The 19248-nt window shown below is 34.0% G+C and carries 21 protein-coding genes and 2 tRNA genes; 10 read left to right on the top strand and 13 right to left on the bottom strand.

Translation table 11 applies throughout. The features are described from left to right. Position 1: 1 nt before the first annotated feature. Positions 2 to 1039 carry a phenylalanine--tRNA ligase subunit alpha gene (pheS, locus tag DNU06_RS08485; protein WP_111062823.1) on the bottom strand — a complete coding sequence of 346 codons (1038 nt, stop codon included), beginning with the start codon at positions 1037 to 1039 and terminating at the stop codon, positions 2 to 4. Positions 1040 to 1165: 126 nt separating this feature from the next. Here pheS and DNU06_RS08480 point away from each other — a divergent pair, with 126 nt between their 5' ends. Further along, positions 1166 to 1573: a hypothetical protein gene (locus DNU06_RS08480; protein WP_111062822.1), complete on the top strand. Its 408-nt coding sequence runs from the start codon at positions 1166 to 1168 to the stop codon at positions 1571 to 1573. A gap of 71 nt (positions 1574 to 1644) precedes the next feature. Here DNU06_RS08480 and DNU06_RS08475 read toward each other — a convergent pair whose 3' ends face one another. Beyond that, complete coding sequence (locus DNU06_RS08475) at positions 1645 to 2079, bottom strand: putative periplasmic lipoprotein (RefSeq protein ID WP_111062821.1); 435 nt, start codon at positions 2077 to 2079, stop codon at positions 1645 to 1647. A 92-nt stretch (positions 2080 to 2171) separates the two neighbouring features. Here DNU06_RS08475 and DNU06_RS08470 point away from each other — a divergent pair, with 92 nt between their 5' ends. Then, on the top strand, positions 2172 to 2852 hold the full coding sequence (locus tag DNU06_RS08470) for a DUF4294 domain-containing protein (RefSeq protein ID WP_111062820.1): 681 nt from the start codon (positions 2172 to 2174) through the stop codon (positions 2850 to 2852). 2 nt (positions 2853 to 2854) lie between these two features. Here the strand turns inward: DNU06_RS08470 and DNU06_RS08465 are convergent, their stop codons facing one another. Then, complete coding sequence (locus DNU06_RS08465; RefSeq protein WP_111062819.1) at positions 2855 to 3265, bottom strand: PaaI family thioesterase; 411 nt, start codon at positions 3263 to 3265, stop codon at positions 2855 to 2857. Then, positions 3265 to 3744: a hypothetical protein gene (locus DNU06_RS08460; protein ID WP_111062818.1), complete on the bottom strand. Its 480-nt coding sequence runs from the start codon at positions 3742 to 3744 to the stop codon at positions 3265 to 3267. The genes DNU06_RS08465 and DNU06_RS08460 overlap by 1 nt, the downstream gene beginning before the upstream one ends. A gap of 77 nt (positions 3745 to 3821) precedes the next feature. On the opposite strand from DNU06_RS08460, the gene bioD reads away from it, so the two are divergent. After that, the gene (bioD, locus tag DNU06_RS08455; protein WP_111062817.1) at positions 3822 to 4439 is read left to right on the top strand and encodes a dethiobiotin synthase; all 618 of its coding nucleotides are present in this window, start codon (positions 3822 to 3824) and stop codon (positions 4437 to 4439) included. Here the strand turns inward: bioD and ribB are convergent. The 5 genes from ribB to DNU06_RS17820 form a co-directional block, all read right to left on the bottom strand. Next, positions 4434 to 5564 carry a 3,4-dihydroxy-2-butanone-4-phosphate synthase gene (gene ribB, locus DNU06_RS08450; RefSeq protein WP_111062816.1) on the bottom strand — a complete coding sequence of 377 codons (1131 nt, stop codon included), beginning with the start codon at positions 5562 to 5564 and terminating at the stop codon, positions 4434 to 4436. The genes bioD and ribB overlap by 6 nt on opposite strands. 84 nt (positions 5565 to 5648) lie before the next feature. Further along, a complete protein-coding gene (locus tag DNU06_RS08445) occupies positions 5649 to 6290 on the bottom strand; it encodes an O-methyltransferase (RefSeq protein WP_111062815.1) in 642 nt (213 codons plus the stop codon). 36 nt (positions 6291 to 6326) lie between these two features. After that, positions 6327 to 7184: a peptide chain release factor N(5)-glutamine methyltransferase gene (gene prmC / locus DNU06_RS08440; protein ID WP_111062814.1), complete on the bottom strand. Its 858-nt coding sequence runs from the start codon at positions 7182 to 7184 to the stop codon at positions 6327 to 6329. A 49-nt stretch (positions 7185 to 7233) separates the two neighbouring features. Then, positions 7234 to 8709 (bottom strand): outer membrane protein transport protein, encoded by a 1476-nt coding sequence (locus DNU06_RS08435; RefSeq protein WP_111062813.1) that lies wholly within the window; start codon positions 8707 to 8709, stop codon positions 7234 to 7236. A gap of 12 nt (positions 8710 to 8721) precedes the next feature. Next, complete coding sequence (locus DNU06_RS17820; protein WP_158526853.1) at positions 8722 to 10275, bottom strand: hypothetical protein; 1554 nt, start codon at positions 10273 to 10275, stop codon at positions 8722 to 8724. 76 nt (positions 10276 to 10351) lie between these two features. On the opposite strand from DNU06_RS17820, the gene proS reads away from it, so the two are divergent. From proS to DNU06_RS08390, 7 genes are all read left to right on the top strand, one after another. Then, entirely contained in the window at positions 10352 to 11830 is a 1479-nt protein-coding gene (proS, locus tag DNU06_RS08420; RefSeq protein WP_111062811.1) for a proline--tRNA ligase, read from the top strand. A 10-nt stretch (positions 11831 to 11840) separates the two neighbouring features. Beyond that, positions 11841 to 12524 (top strand): hypothetical protein, encoded by a 684-nt coding sequence (locus DNU06_RS08415; protein WP_111062810.1) that lies wholly within the window; start codon positions 11841 to 11843, stop codon positions 12522 to 12524. 75 nt (positions 12525 to 12599) lie between these two features. After that, a tRNA-Glu gene (locus DNU06_RS08410) sits at positions 12600 to 12671 on the top strand. A 22-nt stretch (positions 12672 to 12693) separates the two neighbouring features. Next, positions 12694 to 12765 (top strand) — tRNA-Glu (locus DNU06_RS08405). Between the two features lie 56 nt (positions 12766 to 12821). Beyond that, positions 12822 to 13073 (top strand): 30S ribosomal protein S20, encoded by a 252-nt coding sequence (rpsT, locus tag DNU06_RS08400; RefSeq protein ID WP_111062809.1) that lies wholly within the window; start codon positions 12822 to 12824, stop codon positions 13071 to 13073. A gap of 288 nt (positions 13074 to 13361) precedes the next feature. Next, complete coding sequence (locus DNU06_RS08395) at positions 13362 to 14498, top strand: OmpA family protein (protein WP_158526852.1); 1137 nt, start codon at positions 13362 to 13364, stop codon at positions 14496 to 14498. An 80-nt stretch (positions 14499 to 14578) separates the two neighbouring features. Next, entirely contained in the window at positions 14579 to 15883 is a 1305-nt protein-coding gene (locus tag DNU06_RS08390) for an MFS transporter (RefSeq protein ID WP_111062807.1), read from the top strand. Here the strand turns inward: DNU06_RS08390 and DNU06_RS08385 are convergent. Genes DNU06_RS08385 through DNU06_RS08370 form a run of 4 tightly spaced genes read right to left on the bottom strand, consistent with a single transcriptional unit; the run spans position 15861 to position 19225 of the window. Beyond that, the gene (locus DNU06_RS08385; RefSeq protein ID WP_111062806.1) at positions 15861 to 16175 is read right to left on the bottom strand and encodes a hypothetical protein; all 315 of its coding nucleotides are present in this window, start codon (positions 16173 to 16175) and stop codon (positions 15861 to 15863) included. The two genes, DNU06_RS08390 and DNU06_RS08385, sit on opposite strands and share 23 nt — an antisense overlap. Positions 16176 to 16193: 18 nt before the next feature. Beyond that, positions 16194 to 16961, bottom strand: coding sequence for a 5'/3'-nucleotidase SurE (surE, locus tag DNU06_RS08380; protein ID WP_111062805.1), 768 nt, complete (start codon positions 16959 to 16961; stop codon positions 16194 to 16196). 14 nt (positions 16962 to 16975) lie between these two features. After that, on the bottom strand, positions 16976 to 18271 hold the full coding sequence (locus DNU06_RS08375; protein ID WP_111062804.1) for a TPM domain-containing protein: 1296 nt from the start codon (positions 18269 to 18271) through the stop codon (positions 16976 to 16978). Beyond that, positions 18272 to 19225, bottom strand: coding sequence for a LemA family protein (locus DNU06_RS08370; RefSeq protein ID WP_111062803.1), 954 nt, complete (start codon positions 19223 to 19225; stop codon positions 18272 to 18274). It lies immediately after the preceding gene. Positions 19226 to 19248 lie beyond the last annotated feature (23 nt).

Genomic DNA, 19248 nt, shown 5'->3' with positions numbered 1-19248 from the left:
ATTAATATGCTGATTTAAATTGTTTTAAAAATCTTAAGTCGTTTTCAGAATAGAGCCTTAAATCATTTACGCGATATTTTAATTGCGTAATTCTTTCCACGCCCATTCCAAAGGCAAAACCACTATATACTTCTGGGTCAATTTCAGCTGCGATCAATACGTTTGGATCAACCATTCCACAACCTAAAATCTCTAACCAACCAGTGTATTTACAAACATTACATCCTTTTCCGTTACAAATCGTACAAGAAACATCTAGCTCGGCACTTGGTTCGGTAAAAGGGAAGTAAGAAGGTCTTAACCTAATTTCTGTCTTTTCACCAAAAACTTCTCTTGCAAAATAAAGTAAGGTCTGTTTTAGGTCAGCAAATGAAACATCCTTGTCAATATATAACCCCTCAATTTGATGAAAAAAGCAATGGGCCCTAGCTGAAATAGCTTCATTTCTATATACTCTTCCAGGTGAAATAGTACGAATAGGCGGTTTACTATTTTCCATTACCCTAACTTGTACCGAAGAGGTATGCGTACGCAATGCCATTTCTCTCGCACCATTTTCAATAAAAAAGGTGTCCTGCATATCTCTTGCAGGATGTTCTGGTGGGAAATTTAAAGCAGAAAAGTTATGCCAATCATCTTCAATTTCAGGTCCTTCAGAAACATTAAAGCCAATGCGTTTAAATATTTCAATGATTTCATTTCTTACCACTGCCAATGGATGTCTCGCCCCCAAAGGGGTGTCGGCAGCTGGTCGACTTAAATCAATTCCCTGCTTACTTTCTGAGGATTTACTACTACTATTTATTTCTCCTTTAAAGGAGTCAAATTTAGTTTCTGTTTCAATCTTTAATTGATTGATCAATTGTCCAAACTCACGTTTAAGGTCGTTATTAACTGATTTTAAATCTTGGTACAAAGCCTTTAAATTCCCTTTGGAACCCAAGTATTTAATTCGGAATGACTCTAAATCTTCTTTCGATTTAATGGAGTATTCCTTTACTTCTCGACCTATTTCTTTTATTTTTTCTTTTAATTCCATTTTTTATTGTAACTAAATGGGGGGTAAAATTGTTTAACCTATATAAGGCGCATTTCAAATCAAAAACATATATTTGTCATGCTTACTTAAAATACACAGCGAAATTACTGATAAAAATTTAAAATTATGAATAGATTTCTTTTAAAAACGGGATTATTTGCTTCCTTTTTATTGATTATGGTAATTGGGTTAAAATCTTGTAAAAAAGAAGACCCTACTACAGCAACAATTGCAGTTGTAGATACGGCAGGAAATGTGGTAGAAAATGCGCTAGTGAGATTGTACCCAACGCCTTCTGTTAATCCACATCCAACAATTATTATTGATGATACCTTGTATACCAATTTTGAAGGAAAGTGTACTTTTGATTATACCGAAAGTTTTAATTTAGGGCAAGCAGGTTTTGCGGTTTTAGATATTGAAGTATTAATGATTAATAAGACAGATGGAGAAGATTCACTGAGAGGTACAGGAATTATTAAAATTGTGCCTGAAGAAGCGAATGAAGAAAGTGTGATTATTTTCCCAGTTTAATAATACAGTACTATATTTAAAAAGCCCGACCATTGGTCGGGCTTTTTAACTTTTTAAGTAATTTGTGTTTGTTAAATTCCCAATGACTTTTTACACTGCTTAACTTTTCTTTGGTGATTTTTTCGTTCTTCAGGCGTAGTATTTGCACCTGAAATTAAAATCTTACAATGTAAATCTATGACTTCAAATCGATTAAATAGATTGGTTATCTCCATATCTGTCAATGTCTCTGAGTTTTCTATGGCTTTGTTTATCGAATCTGTTTTATAAATGCAGTCACAGAAGTCCCATTGCTTACCATATTTTTTTTCTAACTGAACGGTATCTACTATTGCGGTAAGCTCTTCGTATTGGTCAGTGCTTAGCTTTGCTTTTATTGTCGCGGAATCTATGGTTATGACTTGGGTAGGATTAAGTTTTTTTTCAGGAACCATACTTTCATTTGAATTGCTTTGCTTGCAACCACTAAGTAAAACTATTGGTATTAAATAAAAATAAAACTTCATAAAGTGCCGTATATTTACAATAATACAAAATCAAATTTTTATTTAGGTATGGATTTTGCAATTATTGAAAAGTTAACCATAAAATTACTCCCATGAAACTGTTCCTATTTTCTATTTTAGTTACACTAACAAGTTTTAGCTTCGCACAAGTAAAGGATAGTACTTTTGTTTATTACCACCATGCTATAGATGTATTAGATAAAGATTTTGTAAAAAAATATAATTACTTAAAACCAAAAGTTCTAAAAGTTTATCCTTATGCTTTATATGCTGCAGATGTATTAGATCAGGTTGAAAATGATTTAGAAAGCATAAAAAGAAGAAGAAAGAGGAATAAACATTGTAAAGACTCTTATAAGGATTTAAGGAGTGAATTTAAATATGCCATGTTGGATTTGTATATTTCTGAAGGGAAAATTCTCATGTCTCTAGTCAGCAGAGAAACAGGTAGGACAGTTTATGAAATAGTAAAAAAATATAGAGGAGCAAAAGATGCTATGGTTTTTAATTTAATGGGGAAAATGTTTGAGCAGGACATAAAGTCAGCCTATGTTAAAAAGGACAATTATGTAATAGAGTATATTATTAGAGAAATAGAGTCCGGTAAATTAAAAATGGATGCCCCTAAATTAGTTTCGAAAACAGATTTTAAAGCCGAAGAGGCAAGAATTAAAAAATTGAGAAAAAAAAATAAGGAAAGGGCCAAGGAAAATAAGAAGCGTACCAAAGCAATAAAGAAAACCAAAAGGAAGGCAGATAAATTAAATCATTGAAATTAAGACCAAACAGTTTCTTTAAAAAACATAGTGCCTTTAAATGAAGCGACTAACTTTTTGTTTTGGTTGTAAATTCGGACTAAATACACAGCAAATCGACTGCTTTTGTTGAGCTCTTCAATCTGGGTGCTTAATAAATCATTTTCTTTTACCGCTGCATGGTGAGAGATGGAGCTCTCAACAGAAACGGCATGATTCCCATGTGAATTTGCAGTAAATGCCATACAAGAATCAGCCATTGAATAAGTTATTCCACCATGTGCAATTGAAAAACCGTTGAGCATGGTGGCAGTTACGCTAAGTTGTAAATTAACTTCTCCTTTTTCTATTTTATTTATTTGAATACCCAACCATTGACTCATGTTATCTTGCAACAACATTTTATCTACTATTTGAGTTGGGGTCAACATTATTTTTGAATAGCCGAGTTTAAAAGACCAATCATAGAAGACATTACAATAAATAATTGTGTTTTGGTTTCCTCTTCTAAGCTTTCCCCATCTTCATCTTCAGAATCAATCTCATTTACCATAAAGCTAATTAAATTAGGCTGGTTAATTAATTCATGTAATGCCGTGTAATCTTCTTCTTTATTAATTTCATCTAATGCCAATAAAAAAGGTTCTTGAAATGCTTCAATATCATCTTGATCAATTGTTTTTAAAGACAATTTTTCGATTAAAAAGGCCTCTACAATGATGGTGAAATAATAGATTGAAAACGCATTTAAGTCTTCGTTTTCATACTCCACACCAGCTTGCATTACATGGCCCAATAAATCATCTTGTTTTGCAGCAAATGTCTCAATTAACTTATCTAATGCATCATCACTTAGACCATCAATTTTTTTTATGGCCGCTTCAATACTATCAACGCTTACTATACTCATGTTTCAATTAATTTTAATGTGGACAAAAGTAATGTTAAAAGGTGAAAATACAATCTACTTTTATAATTTTGTGAAAGATGAAGCAGAAAGTGATTGGTATAACCGGAATTGGGACTGATGTTGGTAAGACAGTAGTTGCCGCAATTATAGCAGAAAAGTTAAAAGCGGACTATTATAAATTGGTCCAAGCAGGAGATTTAAACGCTTTGGATAGTGAATTTGTAAAACTTCAGCTGAGCAATGATATTTCTGTTGTGCACAAAACGGGTATATTATTATCTCAACCTATGTCGCCTCATGCTGCCGCTAAAATGGATGGTCTTTCTTTGCAAGTCGAGGACTTTACTTTACCAGAAACCCAAAATCAATTAATTGTAGAGGGAGCAGGAGGGGTTTTAGTACCAATAAACGAAAATGGCCAATATATAATAGATGTGATGGCAGGGTTAGTGGATGAAGTAATACTTGTTTCTAGGCATTACTTGGGTAGTATTAACCATACCTTATTAAGTATTCATTTTTTGCAATCGAAAAACATACCGATTAAAGGGATTGTTTTTGTTGGTGAAGAAAACCTAGCCACAGAAAGTATCATTGCTGCCAATACACAAATAAAAATATTGGGTAGAGTAGCGTGGGCCCAGGTATTGGACCAAGAATTTATACAAAAAGCAGGAAAAAAAATTGACTTATAAAGTCAATTTTTTATTAGATCTTACGAATGGTACTTGTTCCACTACATCTAAACCATAAGCATGAATTACCGTAGTATTCATGTTTTTTGAGTTTGAAATTAATTTTAATTTTTTTATTCCTAAGCCTCTTAAAATTTGTGCACCAATACCATAGTCTTTAGAATCCATTTTTCTTAATAAACTTTGGTCGCTATACGATTGAATTGTTTCCACAATGGTTTCTACTTTTTCTCCTTGCTGCATGAACAATAACACGCCTTTATCCTGTTGATTAATCATTTGCAAAGCAGCAGATATATTGGATTGTTTATCTGAACGCATGGCATCTAAAAGGTTATGAGAAAATGCAGAAGACTCTACTCTTACTAATACTGCTTCATCTGGTTCCCAACTACCTTTGTAAAGTACAATATGTTCTTCGTTTGTAGTAGTTTGTTTATAAGCTGCTAATTTAAAATCTCCCCAAATGGTAGGAAAATCTACTTCAATTGTTTTTTGAATCAAAGATTCATGCTTCATTCTATAAGCAATTAAATCTGCGATAGAAATAATTTTTAAATTAAATTTTTCGGCTACTTTAATCAATTGAGGTAGCCTAGCCATACTACCATCTTCGTTTAAAATTTCTACTAAAATTCCTGCTGGTTTTAAGCCTGCTAATTTCGCTAAATCAATAGATGCTTCTGTATGTCCTGCACGTCTTAAAACACCACCTTTTTTTGCTTTTAAAGGAAAAATATGTCCTGGTCGACCAAGGTCTGCAGGTTTGGTGTCGCTTAAGGTTAAAAATTTGATGGTTTGAGAACGGTCATATGCTGAAATACCAGTCGTACATCCATGCCCAATTAAATCAACAGAAACTGTAAACTGGGTATTGTGTAAAACGGTGTTGTCTTCCACCATCATGTTTAAATTAAGGGCATCACAACGGTCTTCCGTTAAGGGAGCACAAATTAAACCACGTCCGTGTGTGGCCATGAAATTGATCATTTCAGGATTTACCATTTCTGCAGCGGCAATAAAATCTCCTTCGTTCTCACGATCTTCATCATCCACAACAATGATTATTTTTCCTGCTTTTATATCTTCAATGGCTGATTCTATGCTGTTTAATTTAAAACTCATCTGTTTGTATATTTTAGTACAAAATTAAGGTTTAGAATTTGAAATTCCATTCAAATTGTAACTTTAAACTTAAAAAAACTAAATTTATTTTTTTCTAATGATGGTTAAGCCATCTCTGATTGGCAATAAAATATTTTCTACTCTTTCATCATTTTGAATAAAGGTGTTGAATGCTGTGATGGCTTTGGTACTTTCCGACATTTCTTCGGGTTTTTCTAAAACGTTTCCACTCCATAGCACATTGTCTGCCAAAATATAGCCACCACTTGGCACCAAGTCAAATAGTAAATGATAATAAGCCATATAATTTTCCTTATCCGCGTCGATAAATACCAATTGATATTCCTTTTTTAACGTGGGTATGATGGAGAGTGCATTTCCAATGTGTAAATTAATCTGATCCTTGAACGGAGATTGATCCCAGTATTTATGAATTATAGGTTGCAATTCTTCATTTAAGTCTATGGTGTCTATACTCCCATTTTCAACTAAACCTTCGGCCATGCATAATGCAGAATAGCCAGTGTATGTTCCTATTTCTAAAATGTTTTTTGGACGAATCATATGGCTTAGCATACTTAAGGTTCTTCCCTGTAAATGTCCAGAGAGCATTCTTGGAATTAACACGTTTAAATGTGTTTCTCTGTTTAAGTCATATAGTAATGCTGATTCTGCTGAAGTGTGACTTTCTGCATACTCCTCTATGGCTTCATTGATAAAGTTCATAAGCGAATTGGTTTTTAACAAATATAATAAAGGTCTTTATCTTTGGCCTATTACCATGCGGTCTTTTCCTTGTAAGTCTGGTAAAACACTAATGTTTTTATACCCAAAAGACGCTAATAAGGCATTCATTTCTTTTCCAAAAGATTCATGAATTTCAAAATAAATCCACCCATTTACTTTTAAGTGTAAATTAGAATAATTTAAAATAGACCGGTAAAATAATAAGGGGTCTTCATCTGATACAAATAGCGCCAAATGAGGATCAAATTGCAATACGTTATTGGCCATTTTTTCCTTGTCTGATACTAAAACATAAGGAGGGTTAGAAACAATGATGTCGTATTTTACAGAAGGTTGTTGCTGTGGATTTAATATGTCTTCCGCAATAAAGTCAATAGCTAACTTATTGCTGCTTGCATTTTCATTGGCTATTACTAATGCATTTTCCGAGATATCTAATCCCGAGACCGCCCATAAGGGTCTGTTTTTTTTTATTGCAATGGGTATACAGCCAGAACCAGTTCCAATATCTAATAGAGTAAGAGGAGGAGTGCCATGTTCTTTTAATATTAAATCGACTAATTCTTCTGTTTCTGGACGCGGAATTAGGGTATGGTTATTTACCTTTATGATGGAATCGTAAAACTCAACTTTCCCCACTACATGTTGAATGGGTTCTGCAGTCAAAAGTCTTTTTACAATAGCTCTTTGGTTTAGTAATTCCGACTCCGAGAGTCTCCGAGTTGAAATACGTATTTCACTTTTCGTTATCCCAAATTCAAAGAATACCATGTAATGAAAAATATTTTCAATTTCTTTTTCATCATATAAAGCCTTTAACTTTATTTTATAATAGGGCAATAGTGCGGGTAAATCATTTGAATTAACAAACATGCTATTATTGTTTTCCTACAAAGATAATTCTAAATTAAATAGATTGCCTTTAAAACCTAGCACCAAAAGTTAATACAAATTGTTTTTTTAGATTTTTAACCCCAGCAATGGACCCTTCAATATCTGGAGAGTAGGCAACGTGGTTAAAGTTTTCTTGTTGGAATACAGCTGCAAAATCTATATAAGTTGATCCGAAATTATAACCTATTCCACCGGTGTAATTTTGAATCGGTGGCGCGTAAACATTTTTTTCATCTTTATATGCAGAGCCAAAAATAGCGTATCCTGCTCTTAAGTATAGTTGGTTAGTTATTCTGCCTTCGGCTCCTATCTTAAAGTTAAAAGTATTGTTGTATAAATTTTCAATTTGTGCGTTTTCTGTATTGAAAGAATAAAAGTCTAAGTCGGCGTTAGGTAGTGATTTCATGTTAGCCATACTGTAGTCAACTACTTCTAACTCCATGCCAATACTTCCTAATTTTTTATCAATTAAACCTATCGATAAATTCGCTTTAAAAGGAGTAATGACAATGTAATCAAATGCACCAGTAGGTTGGGTTTCGTTATCTGTTTCGTAAATACCATAAACAGATTCATTTCGCATGTCGTTACCAAATTTTTCGTGTACAACTAATCTTGTAGGTGTTTCAATTGCTAAACCAATTCTGATAAAATCATAAGGCATAAATACGGTTCCAATTCTTAAATTTACTCCAGATCCGTTCACATTTAAGTAACCAGAATAATCTAATGTTTGTATACTTGAACTCGTGTCTGCAAAGGATTCATTATGGGTAAACCTTGAATCGTAGTTTAAAGTAACTATGTTTAAACTGGCGCCGACTAATAATTTATTATTGTAGTTTCCACTTATAGAAAAATTAACTTCTCCCATTCCGCCTGATTCAGTAAACCTTCTTGATTGTTTTGAATCGCCACTTTTGTCAGAGTCGTAATAAATACCAGAATCATTGATATATGGGTCAATGACATAATTATCATAGGCTAGTCCAGCGCTATATCTATTTTCACCATAGATTAAATCCGGGTCAGTATTACCTGCTTCTACTATAAAGTAGTCAATAATAGAACCACTGCCACTGCCGTTATAGCTAAATGACTTATTAAATGATTGTTTTCTATTGTAGCCTATCCCAAGTTGCACTCCCATCCAGTTATTATAATTTCTGGGATTTAATTCATATGCTTTAACATAAGATAAATTACCTAGTTTATAGTTAAATATGTCTTGACTTTGTATGTTGCCGCGAAAGGAAGTTTCTGAAACATTTTGTTCGACAAAGCTCGTAAAAGAAAAATTACTTTTAATAAATTTGCCAATTGCTGCAGGATTCTTTAAGGTAGCGGAATAGTCGCCTCCTAGTGCTGTCATTGCACCTCCCATCCCGATATTTCTAGCGGTTCCACCCAAAGATTCAGATGAATATCTTAATGCATCTTCTTCATTTTGTCCGTAAGCCAAAGGCATTAATAGCAGTATAAAAATGGATAATGTTACTTTCATAGTAGCGTTTGTTTATCTTCGGTTAGTTGAACTTTTACTAGAGGATGATTTTGTTGGTGTAGACCTTGTTGATGTTGATCGAGTAGGCGTAGATCTAGAGGAAGTAGACCTGGTTGGTGTAGATCGAGTAGATGTCGACCTTGTAGGCGTCGTCGTTCTAGTCGGTGTCGTAGTTCTAGTCGGTGTCGTAGTTTTCGTTGGTGTCGTAGTTCTAGTCGGTGTCGTAGTTCTAGTCGGTGTTGTAGTTCTCGTTGGCGTCGTAGTTCTCGTTGGCGTCGTAGTTCTAGTCGGTGTTGTTGTTTTCGTTGGCGTCGTAGTTCTTGTCGGCGTCGTAGTTCTTGTCGGTGTCGTTGTTCTAGTCGGCGTATTTGTCTTTGTATTTACAGGAGTCGTGTTTCTTCCATTAGAATTAGTATTTCCTGAATTTGTGCCATTTACTTTCGGGTCAGTATTTCTGGTGTTAGTAGTATTGCGAACAGCCCAAGGATTAGTTGCTGGTGTAACCGTAAGATTTTGTCTACTAGATTGTTTTTGATTGTCTGGTTTTACAGTGGTCGTTGGTTTTTGAATATTACTAACTCTTGCGTTTTCACTAACGCCAGGTTTTTCGTTGCTCGTTGGTTTTTGTACCGTGTTAACCCTTGCGTTTTGACTAATCCCTGGTTTTTCTACTTTTGTGTCCTGTTTAAACTGTGATTGTACGATTCTTCTATCTACTTCACTAATGGTAGAAATGTTAGGCTTAACGTTTTTACTATTTACTGATTTAAAATTTTGATTTCGAGTAGTATTAGCGCTGTTGGTATTGTCAGCCACTTGTACACTTTTTACGGTTTGCGGATAAGCTGTATTGTTGGTTGATCTTGATCCGGTAGACATTCCTTTACGGTGACCATACTGGAAGTTACCTTTTGAAGATGCATAATCATTTCCTTGTTGACCATTCCAGTTGTTCCCATAATAAGGATTGTTATAGTATGGATTATTATAATATGGGTTATTATAGTATGGGTTATTATAATACGGGTTGTTATAATAAGGAGAATAATAAGGATTATTCCACATGGCATAATTATTATTGTAATAGTTGTTTGGATAGCCCCCCCAATAGCCATAGTTATTAAAAGAGTTATAGCCGTAATTATGGAAGTGGTTGTTATAACTGCCCCAACCACCATAATAATTGTAATTAAACGCCCAATTGTTACTAAACTGATTATAGTTGTTGTAATGGTTGTAGTAGCAATTGTACTTATAGTGCACGTAACAATAACTAGTCGCAGGACTAGAATAAGTGTTGTTACTGCCATAATAATTGTTGACTGTAATATTGTCATTGTTGCTAAAAGAAGTGTTTGGATTTTGGTCCAGTTTCTCTTCAACAATCACAATATTATCGTCCGATTCACCATTTTCAATATATTTCTCGTAACCAGTTGATTCACTAACTACTGTATATTCCTTTTTCGGACTATCGTACACGTCGTCATAGATGGGTTTACTCATTTGACAAGAGGCCAAGCCCGTGCCGATTAGTAATGCTAGAAAATAAAATGTCTTTTTCATAATGATTGATTTGGAATGGAAAAACTTATTTTTACCTTTGTTCATCATTAAATAAAGATACAAAAACTATACCAAAATGGCAAGTAAAATAACACCAAGAGCAAAAGACTATTCTCAATGGTATTTAGATATCATCAAAATAGCTGATTTAGCTGAGAATTCAGAGGTAAGAGGGTGTATGGTGATTAAACCATATGGCTATGCTATTTGGGAAAATATGAAGTCTGTTTTAGATGAAAAATTTAAAGAGACGGGACATTCTAACGCTTATTTTCCAATTTTCATTCCAAAAAGTTTATTTGAGGCTGAGGAAAAAAATGCAGAAGGATTTGCAAAAGAATGCGCAGTGGTTACTCATTATCGTTTAAAAAGTGACCCTGATAATAAAGGAAAGTTAATCGTTGATCCAGAAGCTAAATTAACAGAAGAACTTGTAGTCCGTCCAACTTCAGAGGCAATTATATGGAGTACTTATAAAAAGTGGATTCAATCTTATAGAGATTTACCTTTGTTAATCAATCAATGGGCAAATGTGGTTCGTTGGGAGATGCGGACCAGGTTATTTTTAAGAACGGCAGAGTTTTTATGGCAAGAAGGACATACAGCGCATGCCACCAAAGCGGAAGCTATTGCGGAAGCAGAGCAAATGAATAATGTTTATGCTGATTTCTCTCAAGATTATTTGGCAATGCCGGTAATTAAAGGATTAAAAAGTGAAAGTGAACGATTTGCTGGTGCAGACGAAACCTACTGTATTGAAGCAATGATGCAAGATGGTAAAGCCCTTCAAGCAGGAACTTCTCATTTCTTAGGGCAAAATTTTGCCAAAGCATTCGACGTGAAATTTGCCAATAAAGAAGGTAAAGAAGATTATGTTTGGGCTACTTCATGGGGAGTTTCTACTCGTTTAATGGGCGCTTTAATCATGACACATTCAGATGACCTTGGATTAGTTTTACCGCCTAAAATTGCGCCTATACATGTGGCTATTGTGCCAATTTATAAAACAGATGAACAAAGAGCACAGATAGGGGAGAAAGTAGATGAGATAATTGCCGCTTTAAAGAAAAAGCAAATCATTGTAAAATATGATGATGATGATCAAAAGCGACCAGGTTGGAAGTTTGCTGAATATGAAGCGAAAGGAGTACCAGTAAGAATTGCTATTGGCCCAAGAGACTTAGAAAATAACCAAGTAGAGGTTGCAAGAAGGGATACGCAAGCCAAAACATCCGTCTCTATAGATGGTTTAGCTGATTATGTTGAAGATTTGTTAGCAGAGATTCAAGTTAATTTATTAAGCAGAGCAGAGTTGTTTAGAAAAGAAAATATGCGGGAAGTAGACACGTATGACGCGTTTAAAGAACAATTAGAAAAAAAGGGTGGTTTTTTCTTAGTACATTGGGACGGCACTAGTGAAACAGAAGAAAAAATTAAAGCGGAAACCAAAGCGACCATCCGTTGTCTGCCATTAGAAATGGAAAAAGAACCAGGCGTTTGCATGGTGACAGGAAAACCATCTAAACAAAGAGTGATTATGGCGAAAGCCTATTAATAATATTATTATGAATAAGGAAAGTGCAAATATTGTAGAATTATTGAAGGGGAAGTCCTTAATGAAGCAAGCTGTGTTTGCTAATACAAAAGAATGGTTCCGGGTATTAAAAACGGAATTGAGCGACTGTATTAGTATGTTAAAGTCAGAAATTGAAGATCAACCAAAGATAAGGTTGAAGTATGTTGATGCCGGACCATATGAAGCGCAGTTGTATATTGGTTCAGATGTTTTGATATTCTATATGCATACTAATGTGTTTCGTTTCCCTAAGTCAAATTATGTGCACCAAAGCTCGTATATTAAAAATGAGCCAACAAATGCTTATTGTGGAATCATTAATATTTACAATTTTTTGGCAGATTCATATGAACTAAATAGGTTTAATGATGCGGGATATTTAATCGCAAGACTATTCATTAATAAAGAAAATCACTTTATTATTGAAGGAAAAGGACATTTAGAGTTCGCTTATCGAGATTTTTTAAATCAAGTTATTAACAAGGAGGTAATGCTTGATGTGATTCTAAAAGTAGCTGCGTATGCTATTGAATTTGATTTATTGACACCACCATATCAAGCTGTTAGTTCTGTTTCTGTACAGCAAATGCAAACCTTAAGTAATGACAGTAAACTGAAAACTGGTAAGCGTTTAGGGTTTAAATTTCAGTCCGACTCAAAAATAATTAGTTAAAAGTTCAATAAAAATTTGCGGAGAAAAAAAATAGAATTATATTTGCACTCCTTTTAGAAAAGGAATTAATTTATTGGCCCATTCGTCTAGTGGTTAGGACGCCAGGTTTTCATCCTGGAAACAGGAGTTCGATTCTCCTATGGGCTACAATTGAAGTACCATTTTTTATGGCCCATTCGTCTAGTGGTTAGGACGCCAGGTTTTCATCCTGGAAACAGGAGTTCGATTCTCCTATGGGCTACTTAATTTTACTTCAATATATAGTATTAAAAAGTAGATAAATAATAGAATAGAATTATGGCAAATCATAAGTCAGCACTTAAAAGAATTAGATCTAACAACGCAAAGCGATTGAGAAATAAGTTTGTGCACAAAACAACAAGAAATGCAGTAAGAGTTTTAAGAGCTAGTACTGACAAGAAAGAAGCGACAGAAATGCTTCCTAAGGTTGTTGCAATGCTAGATAAGCTTGCAAAAAGAAATATCATTCACAAGAAAAAAGCGAGTAACTTAAAATCAAAATTAACGAAGCAAGTTAATTCTCTTTAAGATACTTTAACGATAGTACTAAAGACGATTCATTAGAATCGTCTTTTTTTTGGTTAAAACTATCTGTCTGAAAGTTAGGCTATTGCATAGTTAGACTAAGGTTGCGGTGATTTTTGGAACGATATATGTAATTCAAATTAACGTAATTTAAAAATACTCATTTTGCTTAAAATGTACAATGCAGGTGAAATTGTTTTTCAAAGGCGTAAAAAAGGTGCGGAATTCTTTTGAAAATCGAGGACTTATTGTATTTTTGATGCAAATTGACTTAAATCAGTTTATATGAAAATGAAAAAAATATTAATGACATGCTTAAGCCTTGGGCTTTTGATGAACACAATGGGGCAGTCGGCTTCAGATTTAATTGAAAATGGATCTTTTGAAGATGTGACAGGTAAGATTAAGAAAGGTGGTTCTATTGATTTGACTGCCGGTTGGATTTCACCTACTAAAACTGCTGCTGATCTATACAGTTCTATTAATAAAGACAAACTTGGTGTGCCAAAAAATATGAATGGAAACGAAGATGCAGAAGAAGGTTCAGCTTATGTTGGGTTTAATGCATTTAGTTACGGGGATAAAGAACCACGTTCTTATGTTTCTACCAAATTAAAATTACCCATGAGAAAAGGGCAAAAATATTGTGTAAAGTTTTATGTCTCCTTAGCGGAAAGTTCTAAATATGGTGCTAATAATATAGCTGCAAACTTTTCAAAAAAACAATACAATATTAGTGAAGATAAAAGCATTATTGGACCTTCGCATGTGATGCATGTTGAAAACCCTATTTTTAACGCTATGTTTGGCTGGGAAGAAATTTGTGGTACTTATATTGCAGATGGCGGTGAAAAGTTTTTGACTATTGGTAATTTTAAAAGTAATGGAGATACCAAAAGTGAGAGAATGAAAAAGCCAAGTGAGTTTACCGGACCACAAACCATTAGAGCTTATTATTTCTTAGATAATGTTTCTGTAGAATTAATTGACGAAGAAAGTGACTGTAAATGTAAAACGGATACCAAAGAAAAAACATCTTTAGTTTATGCAGTTAGTGCTGTAAACCCTGAAGGTATGACTGAAATGCAAATTGTAAAATATACTACAGTGTACTTTGGATATAATTCAGCGAGTTTAGGATTAAACGCAAAAGAACACTTGGAAAACATTTTAAATGTGATGAAGTCAAAAACGGACATGAAAATGAAATTAATTGTTCATATGGATGAAGATGAAGCAACAGATGAGAAAGCAACTGGAATTGATGTGAAAAGAGCAGAAGCGATTACGAGTTATTTATCTAAAAATGGTATTGCAACTGAGCGTTTGACTATTGAACAAAAAGGTGCTGAAATGCCAGCGAATGATTCTGGATCAGAAATTGGGAAAGCAAAAAATAGAAGGGTGACTTTTGAAATCACAAAATAATTAAAAGACCATTTATAAAAAAAAGGGAGAATGTAAATTCTCCCTTTTTTTTATGCATATTTGAATATAATAAGTGAATTATGGAAAAAGGAAATAAGAAAATAATAAGAGCTTGGACATTTTACGATTGGGCAAATTCTATTTACCCTTTAGTTATTTCTACCACCATTTTTCCTATTTTTTACGAAACAGTAACCCATGACATTGGAACAGGGGAGAACCATGATATGGTCATGTTTTTTGGTGTGAGTATTAAAAATACAGTTTTGTATTCCTATGTAATAGCTGCCTCTTTTGTGGTTGTTTCATTGCTTTCTCCCATTCTTTCTGGGATTGCAGATTATGCAGGTTCCAAAAAATCCTTCTTGCGTTTCTTTTGTTATTTAGGAGCACTTGCTACTGCTTCTTTGTACTTTTTTGATGTAAATAGATTAGAATTGAGTATGGTTTCCATTTTTATCGCCAGTATTGGTTTTTGGAATAGTCTGGTTTTTTACAATGCTTATTTACCAGAAATTGCGGAGCCGAAAGACCACGATAAAATTTCTGCAAGGGGATTTGCAATGGGGTATTTTGGGTCTTCCATTATGTTGGTGGCCCTATTGTATTTGATGGGAGCAGTAGGAGGGGGAGAACCGCTTATTTCAGCCAAGTTCGCGTTTGTTGTTGCTGGTATTTGGTGGATTGGTTTTTCTCATATCACTTATGCTTATATTCCGAGTACTAAAACAGGACACAAAGTTACCAAGCAAATAATGGGGAATGGTTTTAAGGAGTTAAAAAAGGTTTGGGAAGTCATCAAGCAAAATACGCAACTTAAAAGGTATTTATATTCCTTTTTTATGTTTAGTATGGGAGTACAAACCATTATGTTGATGGCAGTATTATTCGCAAAAAAAGAAGTTTTTCAAGGGGATGATAATACTGCAGGGTTAATTATTGCGGTCTTAATTATTCAGTTTGTGGCTATATTAGGCGCTTATGTATTTAGTTTTTTATCCAATAAAATTGGTAATATTAAAACTTTAATGATTGCTTTGATTGTATGGGTATTGGCTTGTCTTTATGCTTATTTCTTTGTTTACAGTCCTACGCCTTTCTATATTTTAGCCGGTATTGTAGGTTTTGTGATGGGCGGAACACAATCTTTAGGGCGTTCTACCTATTCAAAGTTTTTACCAGAAACAACGGATACTGCTTCCTTCTTTAGTTTTTACGACATCACTGAAAAAATTGGGATTATTATTGGTATGGTAATATTTGGGTTTGTAGAGTCTTCTTCTGGAGACATGAGAAAGTCTATTTTGGCGTTAGTTGTCTTCTTTGTATTAGGTATTGTATTGTTGTTTTGGGTACCCAAATCTAAAGCGAAAGAAATACAATAATCAGACAGAAAATAACACTTACCGCAACAAGACCTTTTACAAATTCGTACATTCTCCATTGAAAATTCACAAAATAAAATAAAAGCATATTTGGTAATAGGCTAAAAATTAAGATGTCCATTCTGTCAGGTGATCCTGTAAATAAATACCTAGTATACCTTGAAAGTGGAATGTTAGTGGTGTATCCTTTTACAAAATAAGACAATAAAAATCCAAGGATTAAAAGAATTAAAGCCACTATTATTCCAATGGAAGCTTTATCGTATTTTGCTAATTTTTGACTAATGCTCATATACAAATTTAATTAAAATTATAAATCCCATTCATTTAATTGACTGATAAGACCAAAGGCGGTCATATCGAACTGTGTAGGAACAATGGAGACATAATTATGATCTAAGGCCCACATATCCGTATCTTCGCCATGATCGGTAACGCTAAACTCACCAGAAATCCAATAGTAATCATTTCCAAATGGATCCTGTCTTTTTACAAACTGGTCGTCCCAAAATGCTTTACCTTGTCGGCATATTTTAGTTCCTTTAACAGCTGTCAATTCTCCTTTTGGGATGTTGACATTCAAGCAAGTATTTTTAGGCAAGGAATGCTTTAAAACTTCTTTGGCTATTTTATGTGCATAATGAGCTGCTGCAGCAAAATCTGCGTTTGCATCAAAATCTAATAATGAAAAACCAACGGAAGGAATATCTTCTATTGCACCTTCCACTGCGGCAGACATGGTACCGGAGTATAAAATGTTGGTTGCCGCATTCGAGCCATGATTTACGCCTGATACAATTAGAGCTGGTCTTTCTTTTAAAATTTCGTATAAGGCAATTTTTACACAATCTACAGGAGTACCACTGCATGTATAAGCTTCTACACCTTCAAATTGATTCGATTTTTTAAGACGGATTGGATCATGAATAGTAATGGCATGTCCCATACCACTTTGTGGTTTGTCAGGGGCAACTACTACCAATGTCCCAAGCGGGCGCATGGCCTCCACTAAATTTTTAATCCCCTTGGCAGTAATGCCATCATCATTTGTAATTAATATTAAAGGTTTTTTTTCCATTTTTATGTTTTTATTTACCAACCACTTGAAGAACCACCGCCACTTGAAGAACCACCTCCCCAAGAAGATCCCCCGCTTGAAGAACCACCACCACTAAATCCTCTATTGTTTGCACGTGTTAGTCTTGGTATGTTGTAATTAATTATTTTTTGGTGTTGGCAATTCTCACAATAATATTTTTTTTGACCAGTACCATGGCTAGAATAAGTAGCAGGACGAATGGTTTTATCGTATGCCTTATAATAAGTTTGGTGTTTACATTTTGGACATTTTTTATATTTGTTTATCCAATCTTTATAGCCCAATACCCATATTCCGTCTCTATTGGCAGTTATCCACACATCATAGTCGATTGATTTGATACGTTCTTCCGTTATCTGTCCATCAGAAAGATATTTATCTTCTTCTTCTTCTGATAGTTTGTGCATTATTTCTCCTGTTTTATCATAAAAACGAATGGTGTTTCGCCAGTTATTCATTAAATACTTATTCAAGTAATAAAGCAAGGCAAAGGGCAAAGGCATTAAAATTGGAAAAATAAGTAGATTAAAGACTTTTAGAATGTAGTACCTGCGGTGAAGGTCTTGGATGGTAAGTATGGTAATTAGAAGTGTAAGTATATAAATCGCAAAAAAAATCAAACAGACAATCGCATAAATTAATAAAAATGGATACCGTTCATACCAAGATAAAGTTGAATTGGTATAATCTTGATAGGCTATGGATTGGTTTGTAGGGAGATCATTTCCTTCAAATATGGTTTCAATTTGATTTAATCCATTTAGTATTCCATTGGCGTAATTGTTATTTCTAAATTCGGGTTTTATATAGTCTTCACCAATTGCATAGGTAGCGGCATCTGACAAAACAAGTTCGGTACCTTTACCAGTTATAAAGGTGAGTGAACTTGGAGATAGGACTACTTGTATTAACAAACCATTATTCTTGTCCTGTTTTCCAATGCCCCATTCATTAAATAAAGATAGCCCAAAATCGAATGCATTTTGTTGCTGGATAGATTGTAGTAATACTACCCCAATCTCATATCCTGTTTTATTTTCTATTTCTTTTAATTTAGTATCAATTTTAATCACCGATTGCTCACTGATAATATGGTCAGGGTTGCTTACCCAAATGTCATTAGTTTCCCTATTGTTAGGTATATCTTGTATAGCGCTAGAACCATAAGATGAATTGTTTTGATGCATGGCCGCAACGGTTGCATTTGCCATGATAGCTGTTGCAGCACACTTGCTGGACAAGCCAATTTGTAAGCATAAAATAAGAAAACTTAACTTTAAACTTTTCATTTATGGATAATATGGTTTTGTTTCAAATTGTGGAAAGTCAGCTTGATTTTGTTTCACAAGTACGTTGTAGTTTTTTACCGCTTCATTATAAGCACTTCTTGCGAAAGAGATTCTATTTTCGGCTCCTTCTATGCTAATAATTAAACTCGACTTACTATCATTGGTACTCACTAAGCCTTTGGCTTCGTTTATTTTTTTTTCTAATGCCATTTCTAATGGAATTATTTCTGTAGCATTTGCTGAACTAATTTGTTTTTGTAGATTTTCAATTTCATTAATAATGGCTCTATTATTATCATTAGATTGAACAGCTTTTAATAACTCCGGCACTAAATTATTTCTTCTTTCTGTAGCAGTTTGAATTAATTCATATTTTGCATTTACCTCTTCTTCTAATTCAATAAGCTTGAATGCTGTTCCCTTACTGCTGTTTCCACTGATTGAAAAATAGCTGATTAAAATAAGTAGGGATATTACACCTAGGCCAATAAATAAGTATTTTTTCAACTTTCCATCTTTTCCTAAGATTCTTTTTTTATTCTGTACCGTACTTAGGACGTTTAATGCTTGTGTATCGTGTGCATCTACTTTTAATTCTTTGCGCGCATAGTATTCCGCTTTTTGCATTTTAACCAAATCTTGGTCATCAAGCCATTGCATTAAGTAAGCTTGTGCTAATACCGCATTGCCATCTTTTAAATAAGGGTTTATGGCGGTTGCTTCATCTGCAGCGGTAACTGCATCTGTATAATTTCGGGCTTTTAAATGATTTTTAGCGAGTGCTAATAAACGGTTACCTTCTTCTAATAATTGTTCCCATTCCTTATCGCTTAGTCCCATGGAATTGGCCAACTCTTTTAATTCAGAAAGAGAAAGTGGACGATCGCCACTAGCTTCAGTCGCATTTACTATGGCCCTGAGTTGAGCTTGGTATTTTTCTTCCTTAAAGTCCATTTATTAATTATACTTTGGGTTTG

The sequence above is a fragment of the Putridiphycobacter roseus genome (genome assembly GCF_003234935.1).
Classification (GTDB): Bacteria; Bacteroidota; Bacteroidia; order Flavobacteriales_D; family Crocinitomicaceae; genus Putridiphycobacter; species Putridiphycobacter roseus.
This window is presented reverse-complemented; position numbering and strand designations above follow the sequence as displayed.